The organism is Ectorhizobium quercum (assembly GCF_026552795.1).
GTDB classification, from domain to species: domain Bacteria; phylum Pseudomonadota; class Alphaproteobacteria; order Rhizobiales; family Rhizobiaceae; genus Ectorhizobium; species Ectorhizobium quercum.
Genome location: NZ_JANFPI010000003.1, coordinates 212,885 through 233,473, shown reverse-complemented (window position 1 = coordinate 233,473; position 20,589 = coordinate 212,885). Strand labels below are relative to the sequence as shown.

13 protein-coding genes are annotated in these 20,589 nt (G+C 66.7%); 10 read left to right on the top strand and 3 right to left on the bottom strand.

Translation table 11 applies throughout. The features are described from left to right. Positions 1 to 76: 76 nt before the first annotated feature. The 4 genes from NOF55_RS09660 (at position 77) to NOF55_RS09645 (ending at position 4,321) form a co-directional block, all read left to right on the top strand. On the top strand, positions 77 to 1,102 hold the full coding sequence (locus tag NOF55_RS09660; RefSeq protein ID WP_306411163.1) for a helix-turn-helix transcriptional regulator: 1,026 nt from the start codon (positions 77 to 79) through the stop codon (positions 1,100 to 1,102). Positions 1,103 to 1,280: 178 nt separating this feature from the next. Further along, positions 1,281 to 2,231, top strand: a complete 951-nt coding sequence (gene fepB / locus NOF55_RS09655; RefSeq protein ID WP_306411162.1) for a Fe2+-enterobactin ABC transporter substrate-binding protein — start codon at positions 1,281 to 1,283, stop codon at positions 2,229 to 2,231. A 3-nt stretch (positions 2,232 to 2,234) separates the two neighbouring features. Beyond that, positions 2,235 to 3,263: a FecCD family ABC transporter permease gene (locus NOF55_RS09650; protein WP_306411161.1), complete on the top strand. Its 1,029-nt coding sequence runs from the start codon at positions 2,235 to 2,237 to the stop codon at positions 3,261 to 3,263. Then, positions 3,260 to 4,321, top strand: coding sequence for a FecCD family ABC transporter permease (locus NOF55_RS09645; protein WP_306411160.1), 1,062 nt, complete (start codon positions 3,260 to 3,262; stop codon positions 4,319 to 4,321). The genes NOF55_RS09650 and NOF55_RS09645 overlap by 4 nt, the downstream gene beginning before the upstream one ends. Here NOF55_RS09645 and NOF55_RS09640 read toward each other — a convergent pair. Continuing rightward, a complete protein-coding gene (locus NOF55_RS09640) occupies positions 4,299 to 5,153 on the bottom strand; it encodes an ABC transporter ATP-binding protein (protein WP_370868963.1) in 855 nt (284 codons plus the stop codon). The two genes, NOF55_RS09645 and NOF55_RS09640, sit on opposite strands and share 23 nt — an antisense overlap. A 157-nt stretch (positions 5,154 to 5,310) precedes the next feature. Then, on the bottom strand, positions 5,311 to 6,411 hold the full coding sequence (locus tag NOF55_RS09635; RefSeq protein WP_306411158.1) for a CE1 family esterase: 1,101 nt from the start codon (positions 6,409 to 6,411) through the stop codon (positions 5,311 to 5,313). 405 nt (positions 6,412 to 6,816) lie between these two features. Between NOF55_RS09635 and NOF55_RS09630 the strand changes: the two genes are divergently transcribed. The 3 genes from NOF55_RS09630 to NOF55_RS09620 all read left to right on the top strand — a co-directional run bounded on the left by NOF55_RS09630 (position 6,817) and on the right by NOF55_RS09620 (position 13,923). After that, positions 6,817 to 9,141 carry a methyl-accepting chemotaxis protein gene (locus tag NOF55_RS09630; protein WP_306411157.1) on the top strand — a complete coding sequence of 775 codons (2,325 nt, stop codon included), beginning with the start codon at positions 6,817 to 6,819 and terminating at the stop codon, positions 9,139 to 9,141. Positions 9,142 to 9,577: 436 nt separating this feature from the next. After that, positions 9,578 to 12,007 (top strand): glucose/quinate/shikimate family membrane-bound PQQ-dependent dehydrogenase, encoded by a 2,430-nt coding sequence (locus tag NOF55_RS09625; RefSeq protein WP_306411156.1) that lies wholly within the window; start codon positions 9,578 to 9,580, stop codon positions 12,005 to 12,007. Positions 12,008 to 12,312: 305 nt separating this feature from the next. After that, positions 12,313 to 13,923 (top strand): ABC transporter substrate-binding protein, encoded by a 1,611-nt coding sequence (locus tag NOF55_RS09620; RefSeq protein ID WP_306411155.1) that lies wholly within the window; start codon positions 12,313 to 12,315, stop codon positions 13,921 to 13,923. Positions 13,924 to 14,021: 98 nt separating this feature from the next. Here NOF55_RS09620 and NOF55_RS09615 read toward each other — a convergent pair whose 3' ends face one another. Continuing rightward, positions 14,022 to 15,002 (bottom strand): LacI family DNA-binding transcriptional regulator, encoded by a 981-nt coding sequence (locus NOF55_RS09615; RefSeq protein WP_306411154.1) that lies wholly within the window; start codon positions 15,000 to 15,002, stop codon positions 14,022 to 14,024. 263 nt (positions 15,003 to 15,265) lie between these two features. Here NOF55_RS09615 and ptsP point away from each other — a divergent pair, with 263 nt between their 5' ends. The 3 genes from ptsP to NOF55_RS09600 are packed head-to-tail and all read left to right on the top strand — an operon-like array spanning position 15,266 to position 20,543. Next, the gene (gene ptsP / locus NOF55_RS09610; RefSeq protein ID WP_306411153.1) at positions 15,266 to 17,785 is read left to right on the top strand and encodes a phosphoenolpyruvate--protein phosphotransferase; all 2,520 of its coding nucleotides are present in this window, start codon (positions 15,266 to 15,268) and stop codon (positions 17,783 to 17,785) included. Continuing rightward, complete coding sequence (gene pfkB / locus NOF55_RS09605) at positions 17,782 to 18,768, top strand: 1-phosphofructokinase (protein ID WP_306411152.1); 987 nt, start codon at positions 17,782 to 17,784, stop codon at positions 18,766 to 18,768. The genes ptsP and pfkB overlap by 4 nt, the downstream gene beginning before the upstream one ends. Positions 18,769 to 18,794: 26 nt before the next feature. After that, a complete protein-coding gene (locus tag NOF55_RS09600) occupies positions 18,795 to 20,543 on the top strand; it encodes a PTS fructose transporter subunit IIC (protein WP_306411151.1) in 1,749 nt (582 codons plus the stop codon). Positions 20,544 to 20,589: the final 46 nt, after the last annotated feature.

The following is a 20,589-nucleotide window of genomic DNA, read 5'->3' as shown; positions in this document are numbered from 1 at the left end:
TTTCAAGTATTCCTATATGCGATCCCGAGAGCCTTCGCTTTCGTCAGCCACGCATAAACTTATGCAGGATGCCTCAATGAGCAGCGCAAACGATCTCCTTTCCGCATCGAAGGCCGGGAGCGATCCCATCGCGACGCGGCGCGCGTTGCGCAAGAATGGCATGCGGCTGCTCGACGACGGCGACCAGAACGATGCGGTCGTCGCCTATGGCCTGACCGGCCGGGTGCGCATGGACGGGATCCACGCCACGTTCGGGCGGCGTGTGCAGATCGACGATCTGGAAACGGAAATCGCGCTCGATGCGCAGGTCTGCATCAACATCTTCCTCGAAGGTTTCGTCGAGACCTCCGTGAACGGCGTGCCCATGCCGATCCCGCAGCGCACCGCCCAGGGGCGCTGGCAATCCTCGGCCATGATCATGTCCTGCGAGAGCGGCGCCCGGCTGCGGCGCAGGGCGCGCAAGGGACAGTATCTGGACAAGATGGTGATCGGCCTGTCCCGCGACTGGCTGCGGCGCTGGGCGAACAAGGCCGATGCGCCGGACGCTTTCCGGGCTCTGCTCGAAGGCGGGCCGGGCTTCTGGCCGTGGCAGCCGAACCGCAAGGTGGAGTTCCTGGCCCGCCAGATGTTCGACATTGCCGCCCGCAAGCCGCCCTTCGCCGCGCTCCTGCTGGAAAGCCATACGCTCGCCATCGTCTGCGAGGCGCTGGGCGCGACGTTCGGCGACAGTTCCGACGCAGCCATGCCGCCGGCCGCGCTGACGGCGACCGAGCAGCAGCGGCTCTACATGCTCGTGCAGTATATCGAGAGGCATTCCGCCCAGACCCTGTCCGTGGCGGACATGGCCGGCACGCTGGGAACGAGCCAGGCGACGCTCCAGCGACTGGTGCGCAAGGCGCATCGCTGCTCCCTGAATGCGTTCGTCCGCAACCGGAGGCTGGAGAATGCCCGGCAGGCGCTGCTTTTCGGCAACAGCAGCATCTCCGAAATCGCCTTCAATGCCGGATATGCCCACCTGTCCAATTTCACGGCGGCATTTCACAAGCGCTTCGGCTATCCCCCGTCCGCTGTCCGCAAGCAGGCTGCCGGTCCTGCTGCGTAAGGGCGGCGGGGGACGTGCGACGCCTGCGGGCATATGTCCGGATTTATCTGTACCGTTGAACTCATGTTTTTCTGGCGAAGGCGCGGCGCGGGTGATAAGGGTGCGGCCCCGAGGGTCTGGCGTCGTTCCGAGGCAGGCGGCAGACCGCCATTTCTGTCGCAAGCGGAGACCGTCAGTCATGAGAGTTGCGCAATTACGCCGGTTCGGCGCCCTGATCATCGCAGCGATGGTGCTCGCCATTCCGGCATGGAGCGGGGCGGCAGCCGAAGACGGCTGGCCGCGCACCTTCGTCAATGTCGACGGCAGCACCACCGAAATCCCGAAGAAGCCCGAACGAATCCTCTCCACCTCGGTGGCGATCACCGGGCCGCTTCTGGCCATCGATGCGCCGGTGATCGCCAGCGCATCGGCCGGCAACGGCACGTTTTTCGCGCAATGGGCGGAGGTCGCCACGCAGCACGGCGTGGAGAATGTCTGGCCGGCCGGGACCGTCGATCTCGAAGCGGTCTATGCCGTGCGGCCGGACCTGATCGTCGTCGCCGCCAGCGGTGCCGGCTCTGCGACCGACCAGATCGACGCTTTCCGGCAGGTGGCGCCGACGATCCTGGTCAGCGACGGCAACGAGACATGGCAGGAACTTGCCACACAGCTCGGAAAGGCCAGTGGACTGGAGGAGCAAGCCTCGGCGGCGATTGCCGATTTCGATGCCTACGTCGCCGATGCCAGGGAGAAGATCACGGTTCCCGAAGGCACGGCCAACATCATCAGCTTCCACGGGCCGGGACGGCCCAACCAGATCGCGCGGGCCGGCGGCGCCCATGCCTCGCTGTTGACCGCCCTCGGCTTCACGATGGAAGATCCCGACCCGGCGTGGCACACGCAGGCCAACAATCGCGGCGACTTCGTCTGGGCGCCCTATGAAAACCTCGTCGACCTGACATCGCAGACGACGTTCCTGCTTCAGGTGGACGACAGCAAAGCCGCCGCCTTCCTCGACGATCCGGTGCTTGCCAACGTGCCGTCCGTCAGGACGGGGCAGGTCTACGGGCTTGGCGTCAACTCGTTCCGGATCGACCCGTTCAGCGGCCGGGAAATCGTCGACGGCATCGTGGCGAAGTTCGGGAAGTAACCCTTGCAGGCGCCCCTGCGAACCGCCGATGCCCGCAATAGCCGCCGGACGGGGGGGCTTCTCGCGCTCGGCCTGTTGCTCACCGGGTTCGTCCTGTTCGGCATCGTCGCCGGAGCGCGGCCGATCCCGCTTGCCGTGACCTGGGAGGCGATCGTCCATTTCGACCCGGCCAACAGCAGCCATCTTCTGGTCCGGCATCTCAGGGTGCCGCGCACGCTGCTCGCCATCTTCGTCGGCGCGGCGCTCGGCGTGGCCGGCGCCATCATGCAGGCATTGACCCGCAACCCGCTCTCCGACCCGGGAATCCTCGGGGTGAACGCGGGTGCGGCGCTTGCCATCGCCGTGGCGATTTCGCTTTTCGGCATCACCGGCGTCACGGCCCATATGGGCTTCGGCCTCGTGGGAGCCGCGGTTGCCGGTGCGGCGGTCTACTGTCTCGGCCAGCTCCATCGAAACGGCAGTCAGGTCAGGGTCGTTCTGGCGGGCGCGGCGCTGTCCGTCGTGCTGCTTTCCCTGACGCAGATCGTTCTGGTCAACAGCGACGAGCGTGTGTTCGACCAGTTCCGCCACTGGGCGACGGGCTCCCTTCAGGGACGCGGCTATCCCGTCCTGCTGCCCGTTTCCCTCCTGACCGTCGCCGGCCTTGCGCTCGCCCTGTCGCTGGCGAAGGCGCTCGACACCGCGGCGCTCGGCAGCGACCTGACCCGGTCGCTGGGCGGCAACCCGTTGCGGATATGGGGCCTGTCGGCACTGGCCATCGTCATGCTGTCCGGGGCGGCCACCGCCGCCGCCGGACCGATCGGCTTCGTCGGGCTGACCGCTCCGCACATCGCCCGGCTGATGGTCGGGCCGGGCCATCGCTGGCTTCTTCCCTATTCCATGATGGTTTCCGCCATTCTCGTCGTCGCCGCCGATGCGCTCGGCAGGGTGATCGCGCCGCCCGGCGAGGTCGGCGTCGGCATCATGGTCGCGCTGATGGGCGGTCCGTTCTTCATCGCCCTCGTGCGGCGAGCGCGGATTTCCCGGATATGAGCGCGGCACCGGACATGACGCCTGCCCGATCGCCGCGCCGGGTCTGGCGCAGCCGGCACCTGTCCTTCACGGTCAGCCCCCGGCTCGTTGCCGTGACGCTGCTGCTTGTCGTCCTGAGCCCGGCGCTGGCGACCTTCGCCATCACGCTGGGCAGGATTCATATTCCCTTCGCCGATGTCATGGCCATCCTTTCGGGCGGCGGAGACGGCGGCATCCAGCAGCAGATCGTCTTCAACATCCGGCTGCCGCGCGTCCTGACGGCCATTTTCGTCGGCGCCGCGCTCGGCGTCTCGGGCGCGGTCTTCCAGTCGGTGTCGCGCAATGCGCTCGGCTCTCCCGACGTCATCGGCTTCACCACGGGTGCTGCGACCGGCGCGCTGGTGCAGATCGTTTTTCTCGGTGGCGGACCGCTGGCGGTCGCGCTGTCGGCCGTGGCTGGCGGCATGCTTACCGCCGCCACCGTCTATCTCCTGTCGATCCGGAACGGGGCGACGGGCGGCTACCGGCTGGTGCTCATCGGCATCGGCGCGGGAGCGACGCTCACCGCCCTCAACGGGCTGATGCTGGTCAAGGGCGACCTCGACAACGCCGTCGCCGCCAATCTCTGGCTGGCGGGTTCGCTGAACGCCCGCACATGGCAGCACGTCTTCCCGGTCATGGCCGGCTGCGTCGTTATCATTCCGCTGGTCGGTCTCGCGGCCGCAAGGCTGGCGCTGATCGAGATGGGGGACGATCTGGCCGTGCAACTGGGCGTCAATGTCGAGCGCACCCGGATCGCCATGATCTTCTGCGCCGTGTTGCTGGCCGGGCTCGCCACGGGCGCGGCCGGGCCGATCGCCTTCGTCGCGCTCGCGGCGCCGCAACTCGTCGTGCGGCTCACCGGATCGCGCGGCGTGCCGGTGATCAGCGCCGCGGCGATGGGCGCCTGCCTGCTGGTGCTGGCCGATGTGCTCACCCAGATCGTGCCGGTCCGGTTCGTGCTGCCGATCGGCCGCATGACCGGCATCGTCGGCGGTCTCTATTTCGTCTGGCTGCTCACGCGCTCGCGGCGGATGTAGCGTCGGCCCCGGCGCTTTCCTCGAGCGGGACGATCAGCGGATCGCCGGTCACGGGGTCGTCGATGATCATGCAGGCGAGCCCGAAGACGCGCATGACAAGCTCGGCCGTCATGATGTCGCGCGGGGCGCCCTCGGCCACGATCAGCCCGTCGCGCATGGCGACGATATGATCGGCATAGCGGCAGGCCTGGTTGAGATCGTGCAGCACGGCGACGACGGTGTTGCCCTGCCGGCGGTTGAGCCCGCGCAGCAGGTTGAGAAGCTCGATCTGGTGGGCGATGTCGAGAAAGGTCGTCGGCTCGTCCAGCAGCAGGATGGGCGTTTCCTGCGCCAGCACCATTGCGATCCAGACGCGCTGCCGCTGGCCGCCGGACAGTTCGTCGACGGAGCGCTCGGCCAGTTCCTCGACCCGGGCCGTCCGCATGGCCCATGCGACCGCCTGCTCGTCGCCCACGGTCCAGCGCTGCAACAGGCTTTGATGCGGATAACGGCCGCGCGCGACGAGATCCGCGACGGTGATCCCCTCGGGGGCCGAGGAACTCTGCGGCAACAGGCCCAGCGTGCGGGCGACATCCCGGGCCCGCATGCGCTCGATCAGCTTGCCGTCGAGAACGATCTCGCCCTTTTCCGCCTTGAGGATGCGGGAGAGCGCGCGCAGCAGGGTCGATTTGCCGCAGGCGTTGGGGCCGACGATGACGGTGAAGCGCCCGTCGGGAACGCGGAAGGAGAGGTCGCGCGAAATGGTCCGGTCGCCGTATCGCAGCGTGACGTTCCTGGCTTCGAGCCGGCCCGCGGCCGGTCGATGCGCCACGTCTGAAACCCCGTGAGCCATAAGGCAGACCTCCATGACAAGTTGGAGGCAACTAATTTCAGTCCGCTTTCAGGGTCAAGCGGAAACCGCACAGGGGATAGGCCCGCCGGCTTCCGGCCCGGGCCGCCGCACAACGCTTAGAGCGTGGCGGCCCGGGTGGGAAGCCTGTTGGCGAGGTTTACAATTCCTGCTGCACGCTGTCGTTCTGGCGCGCACTTGCAGGCTGGGCGGCACTCTTGCACGCCGTCTCGGACATATTGCCCTGAGCGCAATTGGCCGGAGACTCGGTCGAGGGCTTGGCCGCCGCCGTTGTTGCGATGACATCGCTGCTGCCGTCGTTCTTGCCGAAGAAGTCCCACATGCGGGAGGCGGGATCGATGTTGGGATCGAAGACGGCCGTTTTCACGACGCCCGGCATGCTTTCCTTCGACGCGACCGTAACCGCCTCGGTCGCCGCATTCGGCTTCGGCCAGTCATGATTGCCGTTGGCGAAGACATAGGAGACGATGCGTGCATCGTTCTTGCACGCCGCAAAAACGCTGAACGTCACGTTCTGGACGGTCTTCGGATCGCCGTTGCCCTTGCAGCCGTCCAGCTCGGTCCAGCGCTGGATGGCGGTCCTGAAACCGTATTGCCAGTAAGGCTGCCCGCCGCCGGCATAGGGATTGGCCGTGTCCTTCACGCCTGCGAAGGCGATGATCGAAATCGGCCGCGCCGGCGTGCAGTTCGCCGCATCCGGCTGCCATTTGCCGCCCACCTCGACCGGCCGGCCGGCCCGCAGCGAATGCACGAAACCGGCAGCGGCGAACTCGTCGTGTCCGGCGCAGATATAGGCCGACAGCATGCGTCCGCCGCCGGAATAGCCTGAGGCATAGATACGCGACGTATCCACGCAAAAGGTTTCCGCCACCGCTTTCACGGTTTGCCGCAGATAGGCGATTTCGTCCAGCCCGCCCGTTCGCGTCGTTACGAACGGAACGTTCCAGGCGTAGGTTCCGGTCGTCTTGCCGCTCAGGCTGCCCTGCGGCGCCACGACGATGAAACCGTTCTTTTCGGCGACCTTGTCCCAGGAGCTTCTGTTGAGCTGTCCGTTGGAACTGCTGTTGCTGCCATGAAGATCGAAAACGACCGGCACCTTGTCCTGTCCGGTATAGGAGGACGGAATGAAATAGACGGCCGAGCGCGTCTGCCCGTCGCTCTCGATGGTCAGCTTGTGACGTCCGGGCTCCAGCGGCTGGCTGCAATTGGCGGCAAGGGCGCTTCCTGTCACCGCCACCATAAAAATCGCCCCCAGAGGGAGCGTGCGTGTCAGGGCGGTCCGAAAGAAGGAACCGGCAATGGAACGAATTTTCATCGGCGCCTCGTCAGGGTATGGGAAACATCGACCATACGCGGGTTTGTTCAGGCTGGGATGGCGCCTTCTATCATATACATTAGCGCCCGGTGAAATAAACTTTGTTTGCATCGCAATACAAACCGTTCATTAGTGGGGGACCGTGCAAACCCGCCGTCTTTCTGCCGGCGTGAAGCATGGCCGTGGAGACAATAACGCCCTCCAGCCGTCAGCGTCAGCGCGAGTATTGTTTTCGCGGCTGCAAATGATCGTCCGACGAGGCGCACATTAACCACGCCTTATGAAGCATCTGATATTTGTGGCATCAGTAGGGCTTTAAGGATTGTCACAATGGTCGCCTTGAATATTCGAAACACTCTCATTGGTCTCTTTCTGCTGCTGAGCCTCGCGCTTGCCTATTTCGTGGGAAATGCGATGCTTTCTTCCGTCGACCGGTCTCGCGCCTTCAGCGAGGTCGCGGAGCTGGTCTCGGTCGATAAATCGATGTTCAATGTTCTCCTGAACCTGCGTAGCGAACGCGGCGACAGTGCTTCGGCGGTGACGATCGCTCCGGGCGAAAACGCCGGTGCCGTTGCCTCCGTCAGGGCCTTTCGTGAGCGGGTCGACGGGGCGATGGCCGACGTCGTCGCACAGTCGGAAGCGCTCCGGCGCCCCGAACTCGTCTCGGCCGTCGATCGTGTGAAAGGCGCCTACGCCGCGCTTCAGGCGCTGCGGCCGAAAATAGACACGACTGTGGACCTGCCTCTCGCCCAGCGCGAAGCCGGTCTCGACCGGACCATCCTTTCGGTCGGCGACGACTTCCTCGCCGCGCTGGAAAGCGCGTCGATCGCGCTGGAAGACCGCATCCGGACGTTGGACGGAACGCTGACCGGCCTCATGCAGATCCGGTCCTTCGCATGGTCGGCGCGCGCCACCGGCGGCAGCGCCACCGTGGTCCTCAACGGCGCCGTCGCCGCGGGACAGCCGATGACGGACGCGCAATACCGACAACTGATCGGCTTCGATGCCGCAGCGGCCTTCGCGTGGAACGCCGTTACCAATCTTGTCGCGCACGAAAGCACGCCCGAGGAACTGAAGGCCGCCGCCGCCAAGGCCGACGGCAATTACTTCAAGGGCGGGTTCGCCGACCAGCGCAGGAAACTGATCGAGGACCTGCAAGCCGGCCGGCCGCTCGATTTCACGCTCGACACCTGGCGCGCGACGGTCACGCCGGCGCTCGGCGACATCGCCGCCCTGGCGTCGCTGGCGATGAACACGCTCGACGAAACGGCCACGGCCAGCGCCCGCGATGGCATCGTCCAAGCGTCCCTTTATCTGGCCATGTTCGTCGTGACGCTCGCCCTTTCCGTCGCGGGCATGACGGTCATCGTCATTCGCGTCACCAGGCCGATCAGCCGGCTGACCCAGTGCATGACCGAGCTTTCGGAAGGCAACCTGTCGGTCACTGTCCCGGGAGCCGAGCGGAAGGACGAAATCGGCGAAATGGCCAAATCCGTCGCGATCTTCCGCGAGGCTGCCATGCGCAACCGACAATTGGAGGAAGAAGCGGCGGCGAACCGGGAACGGGCGGAGCAGGAACGGATCGAGTTGCAGCGCCGCGCCGAGGCCGAGGCCGAGGAACGTCTCAACCAGGCGACCGCCTCGCTCGCCGACGGTCTGCGGCGTCTGGCCTCCGGCGACATGCTGTGCGAGATCGCCACGCCGTTCGCCGCGCAATTCGAGCCGCTGCGGCACGACTTCAATACCTCCGTCCGGCAATTGCGTGAAACGCTCTCCCTCGTCGGCCAGTCGGTCTCGACGGTCAACGGCGGCTCGCAGGAAGTCTCCACGGCGTCGGACGATCTTGCCCGCCGCACGGAGCAGCAGGCCGCCTCGCTCGAGGAAACGGCTGCCGCCCTCGAGGAGATCACCGCCAATGTCGTCTCGACGTCGAAGCGGGCCAACGAGGCGCGCGATACGGTTCGCGATGCCCGCACCAAGGCCGATCAGTCCGGCCACACAGCACGGGAAGCCATCGCCGCTATGGAGCGCATCGAGCAATCCTCGAACCAGATCGGCCAGATCATCGGGGTGATCGACGAGATCGCCTTCCAGACCAACCTTCTGGCGCTCAATGCCGGCGTGGAAGCGGCGCGTGCCGGTGATGCCGGCAAGGGCTTCGCGGTCGTGGCGCAGGAGGTGCGCGAGCTTGCACAGCGCTCCGCAAACGCCGCCAAGGAGATCAAGCAGCTGATCGGCGCATCGGCGTCGGCCGTCGGCCAGGGCGTGAAACTGGTCGGCGAGACGGGCAGCGGGCTGAGCGAGATCGAAAAGCTCGTCCTGTCGGTGAACACCCACATGGACGCCATCGCAACGGCCGCGCAGGAACAGTCGGCCGGGCTTTCCGAGGTCAACATCGCCGTCAACCAGATGGACCAGGCCACCCAGCAGAATGCCGCGATGGTGGAGGAGATGAATGCCGCCGGGGCGACGCTCGCCCAGGAATCCACCAACCTGCACGCCCTCCTGTCGCAGTTCCAGCTCGGGCAGGCCGTTCAGGCCTTGCAGGAGACGGCGAGGCGCATGAGCGCGCCGCCGGCCGCCGCGCCGCAGCGCACGCCGCCGGCAACCCGCGGAAACGCGGCGCTGGCGCAGGAAAGCTGGAAGGAGTTCTGACGGTCCGGCCGTCTTTGCTCACCCGCAATTTTTCCGGGGAGCAGGGATTTCCACAAGAATAGGAGGAGCGCCCTTGCCGGGCGCTCCCCGGTCTGTCGGGCTTCCCGCGCCGCAGGTGGATTTTTGACAATTCGTTGTCTTGTCAGCACTGCATGCGGCGTTATATCACGGTTTAATCGTTCGATCCTGCCCGTCCGGGCCCAGACACGGTGCCGGAACACGGTTGTTTCCGGATCGGCGGCGGGTTTGCGAGTGGGGCAACATGACAGGCGTCCGGTCCATCGTTTCCTTTTCCGTTTTCCCGGAAGAACCGGCGTCTTCCGGCTTTGCTTCCCTCTGTCTGCCGCCGTGTGCATGAAGCCAGGCGATGTCAGCGGCATGACCGGCAGATGCGATCATGCGTTTTCATGCGAAGATTATCAGTTAGGCTCATCCCATGAATCAAATTCCTGAAGTCACATCATTGCCGGCCCGGATATGGCTGGCCGTCCTCGGGGCGGTGATCGCCCTTGCAGGCCTCTTCTTCGCGGTCGGCGGCGCGAAGCTCGTCTGGCTCGGCGGAAGCTGGTATTTCCTGATCGCCGGCCTTTTCCTCATCGCTTCCGGCGTTCTCACCGTGCGGCGCAAGCCGGCGGGTGGCCTTCTCTTCGGCCTCGTCTTCGTGGCGACCGTTCTCTGGTCCGTGTGGGAGGTCGGCTTCGACTTCTGGCCGCTCATTTCCCGTCTGCTGGCCATCTCCGTCGGTGCGGTCGTCGTGGCGCTCTCCTTCCCGCTGCTGCGCCGCGCAAGCGGCCGCACGCCGGCCTATAAAACGTCGTTCGCCGCTGCCGCCGTGGTGGCGATCGCCGCGATCGCCGGTTTTGCCGGCATGTTCGTGCCGCATCCGGTGGTGACAACCGACGCGGAACTGCCGCTTGTCGCGGTGACGCCGGAAACGGAACAGAAGAACTGGGAGCATTACGGCAATACGCTCGGCAGCAGCCGTTTCGTGGCGCTCGACCAGATCACCCGCGACAATATCAAGGACCTCGAGGTCGCCTGGACCTACCATACCGGCGACGTGCCGCTCAGCCCCGGCAACAGCGGTGCGGAAGACCAGCAGACGCCGCTTCAGGTCGGCAATACGCTCTATCTCTGCACGCCGCACAACAATATCATCGCGATCGAGGCCGATACCGGCACGGAAATCTGGCGCAACGACATCAATGCGCAGGCCACGGTCTGGAACCGCTGCCGCGGCCTGACCTATTACGATGCCACCCGCCCGATCGAGCAGCCGACCGTTCCGGGATCCACGCCCGTCACGCCCGTGGCGCTCGCGCCCGACGCACCCTGCCAGCGGCGCATCATCATGAACACGATCAATGCCGAACTGATCGAGGTCGATGCGGACGACGGCAGCTTCTGCGCCGATTTCGGCGTGAACGGCCGTGTCGATCTCAAGGAAGGGCTGGGTGAGGCCGGCGATCCGCAGTACCAACTCACCTCGCCGCCGACGCTGGCGGGAACGACCGTCGTGGTCGGCGGCCGCGTCGCCGACAACGTTCAGGTCGACATGCCCGGCGGCGTGCTGCGCGGCTTCGACGTCATCACCGGCGAGATGCGCTGGGCGTTCGACCCCGGCAATCCGGAACAGCGCACGCTGCCGCCGGAAGGCCAGACCTATACCCGCTCCACGCCCAATTCCTGGGCGGGCATGACCTACGATCCGGCCTCCAACACCGTGTTCCTGCCGATGGGCAGCCCCTCGGTCGACCTCTACGGGGCCACCCGCTCGGAGCTGGACCACAAGTACGGCGCGACGGTTCTCGCCCTCGACGCCACCACCGGCGACGAGAAGTGGGTGTTCCAGTCGGTCCATAACGACCTGTGGGACTTCGACCTGCCCATGCCGCCGACGCTGATCGACTTCCCCCGGGCCGACGGCAGCACCGTGCCGGCGCTGGTCATCGGCTCGAAATCGGGCCAGATTTTCGTGCTCGACCGCGCCACCGGCACGCCGCTGACGGAAGTCCGGGAAGTGCCGGTCAAGCCCGCCGACATCCCGAACGAGCCCTATTCCCCGACGCAGCCGCTTTCCGTCGGCATGCCGCAGATCGGCACCGATCATCTGACCGAGGCCGACATGTGGGGCGCGACGCCGTTCGACCAGCTCCTGTGCCGCATCTCCTTCAAGTCGATGCGCTATGAGGGCCTGTTTACGGCTCCCGGCCAGGATGTGTCCCTGTCCTTCCCCGGCTCGCTCGGCGGCATGAACTGGGGCGGCATCTCGGTCGATCCGGTGAACGACCTCATCTTCGTCAACGACATGCGCGTCGGCCTGTGGATCCAGATGATCGCGACGACCGAGGATACCGGCAGGACCTCGGACGGCAGCGAAGCCATCAATACCGGTATGGGCCTCGTGCCGATGAAGGGCACGCCCTATGCGGTGAACAAGGACCGCTTCCTGTCGCCGGCCGGCATTCCCTGCCAGAAGCCGCCTTACGGCACACTTTCGGCCATCGACATGAAGACGCAGCAGATCCGCTGGCAGGTTCCCGTCGGGACGGTCATGGATCAGGGGCCGATGGGCATCAAGATGGGCCTGCCCATCCCGATCGGCATGCCGACGCTCGGCAGCACGCTCACCACCCAGGGCGGCCTCGTCTTCATCGCCGGCACGCAGGACTATTACCTGCGCGCCTACAGCACATCGACCGGGGAGGAAGTCTGGAAGGCCCGCCTGCCGGTCGGCAGCCAGGGCGGTCCGGTGAGCTACAAGTCGCCGAGGACCGGCAAGCAGTATGTCGTGATCTCGGCCGGCGGCGCACGCCAGTCGGCCGACCGCGGCGACTACGTCATTGCCTACGCCCTGCCGGACTGAACAGCCAGCCCAGGCCGTGACTGATAAAGGCAGGCTCCTGTTCCGACCGGGGCCTGCCTTTTTTTATCGGCACGTGCCATTCTAAAAGGGCTGGATACGCAAATAAAAATCTCCATGACCGGCGTCGAATTTAAAAATATTCTCCTGCGCCGATCTCGAGCGCGATAATCGCAAAATTTTATTCCAGGTGGGAAAGAAAAACTTTCTTCAAAAAAGCGCTCTTCCGGCCAATGATCCTCGCCATCGGATCGCGTTCCACGATTGGCCGTCAACCCGGCTGTGCGGCGATCAGGAAGAGGATAGGCATGGACATTCGCAGGCGGCAGTTCAACACCCTTCTCGCATTCACCGCACTCAGCGGCGCGCTCCCGTTGGCGGGCCGCGCCGGGGCGGAGGAACCAGTTGCCGGCGGAACGCTGAACCTTCTGATCCAGCCCGAGCCGCCGACGCTGGTCACGCTTGCCCATACGGCGGGACCGACGACCCGCGTGAGCGGCAAAGTGACCGAAGGCCTTCTTGCCTACGCGCTCGACGATTTCAAACCCGTTCCGCAACTCGCCACGGAATGGCATGTCAGCGACGACGGCCTGGAATATACGTTCAAGCTGCGCACCGGCGTGAAGTGGCACGACGGCGAGGATTTCACCTCGGAAGATGTGGCGTTCTCCATCCTGGCCCTCAAGGAGGTACATCCGCGCGGCCGCGCGACGTTCTCCAGCGTGACGGAGGTCGCGACGCCTGACGCCCATACGGCGATCATCCGGCTGTCGAAGCCGGCGCCCTATCTTCTCGGCGCGTTGCAGGCGAGCGAATCGCCGATCGTTCCGCGGCATGTCTATGAGGGGGCGACGGATCTCGGCGGTCACGCCAACAGCCGCGCGCCGGTCGGAACGGGGCCTTTCATCTTCCGCGAATGGGTGAACGGCAGCCACATCATCCTGGAGCGCAATCCCGATTACTGGGACCGGGGCAAGCCCTATCTCGACCGCATCGTGATCAAGTTCATTCCCGATGCCGGCGCGCGTCTGGCCGCCCTCGAGGCCGGCGAGGTCGATGTCGCCCCTGATACACCGGTATCGCTCAGCCAGATCGAGCGCCTGAAGTCGCTGCCCGATCTGACGGTCGACGACCGCGGCGGCGATTATTCGCCGGTCGTCTACCGGATCGAATTCAATCTCGAAAACGAGTTCTTCCGGCACGACAAGGTCCGTCAGGCGGTGGCCCATGCCATCGACCGGCAGAAGATCGCCGATATCGCCTTTTACGGCTATGCCGTTCCGGCGCCGAGCCCGATCAGTCCTTTCCTGAAATCCTTCCACAATCCGAACGTGCCGGTCTACGCCTTCGACCCCGCCCGGGCCGAGGGATTGCTCGACGAGGCGGGCTACCCGCGCGGGGCGGACGGCATTCGCTTCGAGGTCCCGCACGACGTCATGCCCTATGGCGAGACCTATACGCGCATCGGCGACTATCTGCGCGACTCCCTCGCCCGGATCGGCGTGAAGATCAATCTGAGGGGACAGGATGTGCCGACCTGGCTGAAGCGGGTCTATACGGACCGGGATTTCGCTTTCGTCACCAACGGCATGGGCAACACGTTCGACCCGACGATCGGCGTCCAGCGTCTCTACTGGTCGAAGAATTTCAAGCCGGGCGTGCCTTTCTCCAACGGATCGGGCTATAACAACCCGGAGATCGATGCCATTTTCGAGCAGGCCGCAATCGAGAACGACCATGCCACGCGCGTCGAGCTCTTCAACAGGATGCAGGATATCATCGCCCGAGACCTGCCGGATATCACCCTCGTCTCCGCGCCCCAGCTGACGGTCGTCAACAAGAGGGTTCACGATTACATCACCGTTGCCGACGGGCTGTCGGGCAGCCTGTCGTCGACCTACGTCACCGGTGCCGGCTGAATCGGATTGAGAACCGGAACACGGGACGCAACGGCTGCGGTCTTCGAAAGGACACCGGCTTTACGCACCTTGACGGGTTCCGCGTCACCGGCGTCGTGTCATTCACGGGGAGCGGTCGAGCCGCGGGGGATGAAGCGTCCCGTGAGCACCACCGTGCGCGTGGGCGCGTCGGGCCGGGCGATCCGAGCGGCCAGAAGCGACATCGCCTCGGCTCCCATCGTCTCGACGGGCTGGCGGATGACCGTGATCCCCGGTTCGACGAGCGACGTCCAGCTTTCGTCGTCGAAGCCCGCCAGCGCCAGGCCGGCGGGCAGGGCGATCCGCCTTTCCCGTGCGGCCTTCATCGCGGCTTCCAGAAAAAGACCGTTGGAAACGAGCAGCGCTTCCGGCCGCTCCGTCTCGTCCAGCCAGGCGCCGATCGTCGCAATGCCGTCCCCGACGGAGGGCAGCGCGCTTCGCGCGTCCGCAACCAGGCCGTGCTGCGACATGGCCGCGAGGAATGCCGCGCGGCGCTCCACGCCCGTCGCCGATGTGGCTCCGAACAGCCCGCCGATGCGCCGGTAGCCCTGCGCGACCAGATGATCGACGAGGTCCGCGACCGCGCGGGCATTGTCGAGCACGACGGTGTCGTAGCCGCGCGCCTCCGCGCGGTCGAGCAACACGACAGGGAAGCCGAGCGGCGTCTCCAGCCGCACCCTTGCGCCCCGGGTGGGGGCGAGAATGACGCCAGTCACGCGCTCCTCCGCCATGAGGCCGAGATACATCGCCTCCCGCTCCGGGTCCTCGTCGGTGTTGCACAGGATGACGCGCATCCCTTTCCGGTAGGCCGCGTCCTCGACCGCGCGACAGACGGCCGTGAAGAAGGGATTGCGGATATCCGCGACGATCAGGCCGACCGTGCCCGTATGCCGCGACCGGAGCCGCCGTGCGGCGAGGTTCGGCCGGTAGCCGGTCGTGCGGACGGCGGCGAGCACCCGCTCGCGCACCGCGTCGCTGACCGGGCCCTTGCCGAGTGCGCGGGAAACCGTCGAGGGCGCGACTCCGGCTATGCGCGCCACATCCTTGATGCTGATCGTCATGTGAGTGCAAACGTTTCCAATCCCGGCATCGAGAATGCGCTACTTTGTCGCGTCGCTCAAGTGGAATTTCCTGCGTCTCCGGGAAAGCGGAATCGGATGAGGAAACGCTTGTAATACAACGCGAAAGCGATCCGGATGCTCTTTCGATGGCTCCCGCGTGCCGAATCCCGGGGAAACATGCCCTGTTGCGGCTGGAAGATTCCTTTTGACAAGGTAAACTGGAAACGTTTTCATAACACCTGACCAACCTTGGGAGGAAAGGGATGTCATCCGCCACCACCACCACCGAACTTGTTCCGCTCGAGCTTGTGCGCCTCGACGCGCGCCCGGCTTCCAAGGAGGCCGCCATCCATGAAGCCGTCGCGCTGCTCGTGGCCGCAGGCTCCGTGGAGCCGGATTTCGAAGCCAGCGTCCTGCGCCGCGAGGCGGTCTCCGAGACCTATCTCGGCAAGGGCGTCGCCATTCCGCACGGGATGGTCGAGGACCGCGGCCTGATCCGCAAGACGGCGATCGCCATTCTTCAGGTGCGCGACGGGGTCGAATGGAATGCCGGCCAGGTCGCGCGATTCGTGATCGTCATCGCGGCGACGTCGGACGCGCATATCGGCGTGCTGCGCCGTCTCACCCGGTTGATCCAGGACGAGGACAAGCTGGCCCGGCTGGCCGTAACCGACAATCCGCAGGATCTCGTCGACGCCCTGGCCGAGGACCCGGCGGCGCCGGTTGCCTCCGAAGGCGATTTCGCGCGCGGGTTCGACTGGGTGATCGATTATCCTTCGGGCCTCCATGCCCGTCCCGCCGCCCGCTGGGCCGATACGGCCAAGCGCTTCACGGCAAGGCTGCGGGTGCGCAAGGGGACGGAAACCGCCGATGCGCGCAACCTCGTCGGCCTGTTGCAGCTCGGCATCGTCGCCGGCGACAGCCTGCACGTTTCGGCCGACGGGCCGGACGCCACCGCCGCGCTGGCCGCAATGCAGGAAACGATGACCTCGCTTTCGGCCGGGGAAAAGGCGCAGGCCGCTATGGCGGCGGCGAAATCCGCCGCCGCGCCGGTCTCCGGCTGGACGCCGCCCGGGCAGATCCAGTCGCTCGACGGCGTCGCGGCCGCGCCGGGCCTTGCCATCGGCACGCTGCACCGGCTGGCCGAGGCGGAACCGCAGATCCCCGACCGGCCGGTGCCGCTCACCGAGGCGGCGGCCCAGCTTCATGATGCGCTGACGCGCACCCGGCTTCAGCTCAAGGCCGTGGCGGAGGAGACCGCCCGGCGGCTCAGCGAGGCGGATGCGGCGATCTTCAAGGCGCATGCGGCGCTTCTGGACGATACCGACCTCATCGGCCTTGCCGCGCGCAAGATGGTCGAGGGACACGGCGTCGCCTGGTCCTGGCACCACGCGGTCGAGGAGACGGCGGCGCAGATCGCCTCGGTCGGCAATGCGCTTCTGGCCGCGCGCGCCGCGGACCTGCGCGACGTCGGCCGCCGGGTTCTGGCCGAGATCGATCCCGAGCTGCGGGCCGGCGGCCTCGGCGATCTGCCCGAGGGCGCGATCCTGATCGGTACCGATCTTTCGCCGTCGGACACGGCCAGCCTCGACACGACGAAAGTCGCCGGCATCGCCACCGCCCTCGGCGGACCGACCTCGCATACCGCGATCCTCGCCCGGACGCTCGGTCTTCCGGCGATGGTCGGCGGTGGGGCCGGGCTGCTGGCGCTGCCCGAAGGCATGACCGCGATCATCGACGGCAGCGCCGGGCGGCTCTATCTCGATCCGGGCGAGGCCGATCTCGCCGCCGCGCGCGCCTTCATCGCCGCCGACGAGAAGAAGCGCGCCCGCGAGGCCGAGGCAAGGTCGCTTCCCGCGCGCACCCGCGACGGACACGAGGTTTCCATCGGCGCCAACATCAACACCGCCGATCAGGCGGCGTTCGCCATCGCGCAGGGCGCCGAGGGCGTGGGCCTGATGCGTACCGAGTTCCTGTTCATCGAACGCGGCGACACGCCGGACGAGGCGGCGCAGGCCGCGGCCTATGGCGACATGGCGAAGGCGATGGGCGAACGGCCGCTCATCATCCGCGCGCTCGACATCGGCGGCGACAAGCAGGTCGCCCATCTCGATCTGCCCAAGGAAGACAATCCCTTTCTCGGCGTGCGCGGCGCCCGGCTTCTGTTGCGCCGCGCCGATCTTCTAGAACCGCAGCTTCGCGCGCTCTACGGGACGGCGAAGGAGGGGGCGAAGCTTTCGATCATGTTCCCGATGATCACCTCGGTTTCCGAGGTGGAGGCCCTGCGGGCCGCCTGCGAGCGCATAAGGGCCGAGATCGGCGCGCCGCAGGTGGAAATCGGCATCATGATCGAGGTGCCGGCCGCGGCCCTGATGGCGGCGACGCTGGCCCGGTATGTGGATTTCTTCTCCATCGGCACCAACGACCTCACGCAATACACGCTGGCCATCGACCGGCAGAACCCGGTTCTGGCGCCCGAGGCGGACAGTCTGCATCCGGCCGTCCTCCGGCTGATCCGGGCGACGGTCGAGGGCGCTGCGACGCAAGGGCGCTGGGTCGGGGTCTGCGGCGGCATCGCCGGCGATCCCTTCGGCGCGGCGCTGCTGACCGGCCTGGGCGTCGACGAACTGTCCATGACGCCGCGCGACATTCCGGCGGTGAAGGCGCGCATCCGCGACAGCGACCATGCCGAACTCAAATCGCTGGCCGAACGCGCGCTCGATTGCGAGAACGCGGCGGAAGTGCGGGCGCTCGACCGCCCGAGGATCGAGGCTGCGGCATGATCCTGCGCACCGTCACCCTCAATCCGGCCATCGACCAGACCGTGCAGCTCGACCGGCTGGTCCCCGGCGAAGTTCACCGCGCTGCCTCGGTGCGGCGCAATGCCGGCGGCAAGGGCGTGAACGTCGCCTCCTGCCTCGCCGACTGGTTCGGTGGCCGAGCAAGGATCGAGGCGCTCGGCCTGCTCGGCCGCGACAATGCGGCGGCCTTCGAGGCATTGTTCGCCGACAAGGACATCGCCGATGTGATGGTCCGGGTTCCGGGCGAAACGCGCACGAACATCAAGCTGGTGGCGGCGGGCGAGACGACCGACATCAACCTGCCCGGCTTTGCCGCCGGTGCCGCGGCGCTGGACGAGGTGCGCGCGTCTCTTTCCGCCGTGGCGGCGGGGGACGTGGCGGTCGTCTCGGGCAGCCTGCCTCCTGGTCTTTCGGAAGAGACCTGCGCCGATCTCGTCCTCCTGTTGCGCCGTGCCGGCGCGCAGGTCGTTCTCGACACCAGCGGCGCGCCGCTCACCCGGGCGCTGGCCGCATCCGCAGGGGACATGCCGGATGTGGTTAAACCGAACCGCCATGAAATCGAGGACTGGGCCGGCCATCCGCTGGTCGGGCCGAACGACGTTCTTACGGCGGCATCCGGCCTGCACGACCGGGGCGTCGCGCTGGTCGTGGTCTCGCTCGGCGCGGACGGTGCGCTTTTCTGCAATCGGGAAGGCGCGCTGCATGCCCGGCTCCCCGAGGTCAGGGGCGGCAGCAGTGTCGGCGCGGGCGACGCTATGGTGGCAGGCATCGCCGCGGCGCTGGCCGAGGGCAAGGGCCTTGAGGAAACGGCGCGGCAGGGCACGGCCTTCGCCGCTGCGAAACTGACCCTTTCCGGCCCCAACCTGCCGGGCAGGGACGAGGTGGAGGCGCTGATGCGCCGGGTCATGATCACTCCGGCGGCGGACTGGGCGGCAGAGCCTGCGTCGGCTGGCGCAAACAGATAACGCAAACGGAAAAGGGAGGGCGGGAAATGGCAGACATACTTGCGATCATCGGCGGCGGCGACAAGGGCACCCATGCGGTGCTGGCCCGCGAGGCGCTGAGAAAGGCCGCGGCCGCTGCGGGCCGCACCATTGAAGTGGAAGTGCGGACGGCCGACTCGGTTCTCGACCCGCTCGACCCCGGCAAGCTGGGCGGCGCGGGAACGGTGCTGATCGTCGGCGAGGGCGTGGACGACACGCATCTTGCAGGCGCCACCGTCCATCGCGCGACGCTGGACGAGGTGCTGGCGGATGCCGACGGCGTACTCGCCCGGGCGGCGAACGGCAAGCCGGCCGGCACGCAGAACGCTGCCGCTCCGGCTGTGGCCGCCGGACCGCTGAAGATCGTCGCCGTCACATCCTGCCCGACCGGCATCGCCCATACGTTCATGGCGGCCGAGGGGTTGCAGGGCGGCGCGAAGGTGCTCGGCCATGCCATCCGGGTGGAAACGCAAGGGTCGGTCGGTGCGCAGGACGGGCTGACCCCGGCCGAAATCGCCGAGGCCGATCTCGTCGTCATCGCCGCCGACAAGCAGGTGGATCTGGCGCGCTTTGCCGGAAAGCGCGTCTTCCTGTCCCCGACCAAGCCGGCCATCACCGACGGGGCCGGGCTGATCCGGCGGGCGCTGGCCGAGGCGAGGGTGCAGGATGCCGCCGCCGGGGCTGCTTCCGAGGCGGACGGCGCCTCGTCCGGCGCGGACAAGGCCGGCGTCTACAGGCACCTGATGACTGGCGTATCGTTCATGCTGCCCTTCGTGGTGGCGGGCGGCCTGCTGATCGCCATCGCCTTCGCGCTCGGCGGCATTTATGTCTATGAGGACCAGTACGAGGGTACGCTGGGATGGACGCTGTTCCAGATCGGCTCGAAGGGCGCCTTCGCGCTGATGGTGCCGGCGCTGGGGGGCTATATCGCCTATTCCATCGCCGACCGGCCCGGCATCGCGCCGGGAATGGTCGGCGGCCTGATCGCGACCAGTATCGAGGCGGGCTTCCTCGGTGGCATCGCTGCTGGCTTCATTGCCGGCTATACCGTGCTGGCGCTGACCCGGACCATCCGCCTGCCGAAGAACCTTGCCGGTCTGATGCCGGTTCTCATCCTGCCGCTGCTGGCCACGGCAGTCACCGGGCTTTTGATGTACTATGTCGTCGGCACGCCGACCGCCCGGCTTCTGGCGGCGATGACCGCCTGGCTTCAGGGCATGCAGGGCTCTTCGGCCGCGATCCTCGGCCTCATCCTCGGCGGCATGATGGCGGTGGACATGGGCGGGCCGGTCAACAAGGCGGCCTATGCCTTCGGCACCGCGCTCATCTCCTCGGGCGTCACCCAGCCGATGGCGGCGATCATGTGCGCCGGCATGACCCCGCCGCTGGCGCTGGCGCTGGCCTGCCGGCTGTTCCCGACCCGCTTCACGGCGGACGAGCGCGAGGCCGGCAACGCGGCCTTCGTTCTCGGCCTCGCCTTCGTCACCGAAGGGGCGATCCCCTTCGCCGCGCGCGATCCGCTGCGCGTCATCCCCTCGTTGATCGCGGGGTCTGCCGTGGCGGGCGCGATCTGCATGGCGCTCGCGGTCGAACTCAGGGTGCCGCATGGCGGTATCTTCGTCCTGCCGATCCCCAATGCGGTGTCCAACCTCACGGGTTTCGTCATCGCGCTGGTCGTCGGCACGCTGGTCTCGACCGCCGCGCTCGGGATTCTCAAGCGGTCCGCCGCTCCGGTGGCGGTTCCCGCCCAGGCCTGAACCAATGGAGATTGGCGGGGACATCGGACATGTCCCCGCATTCTTG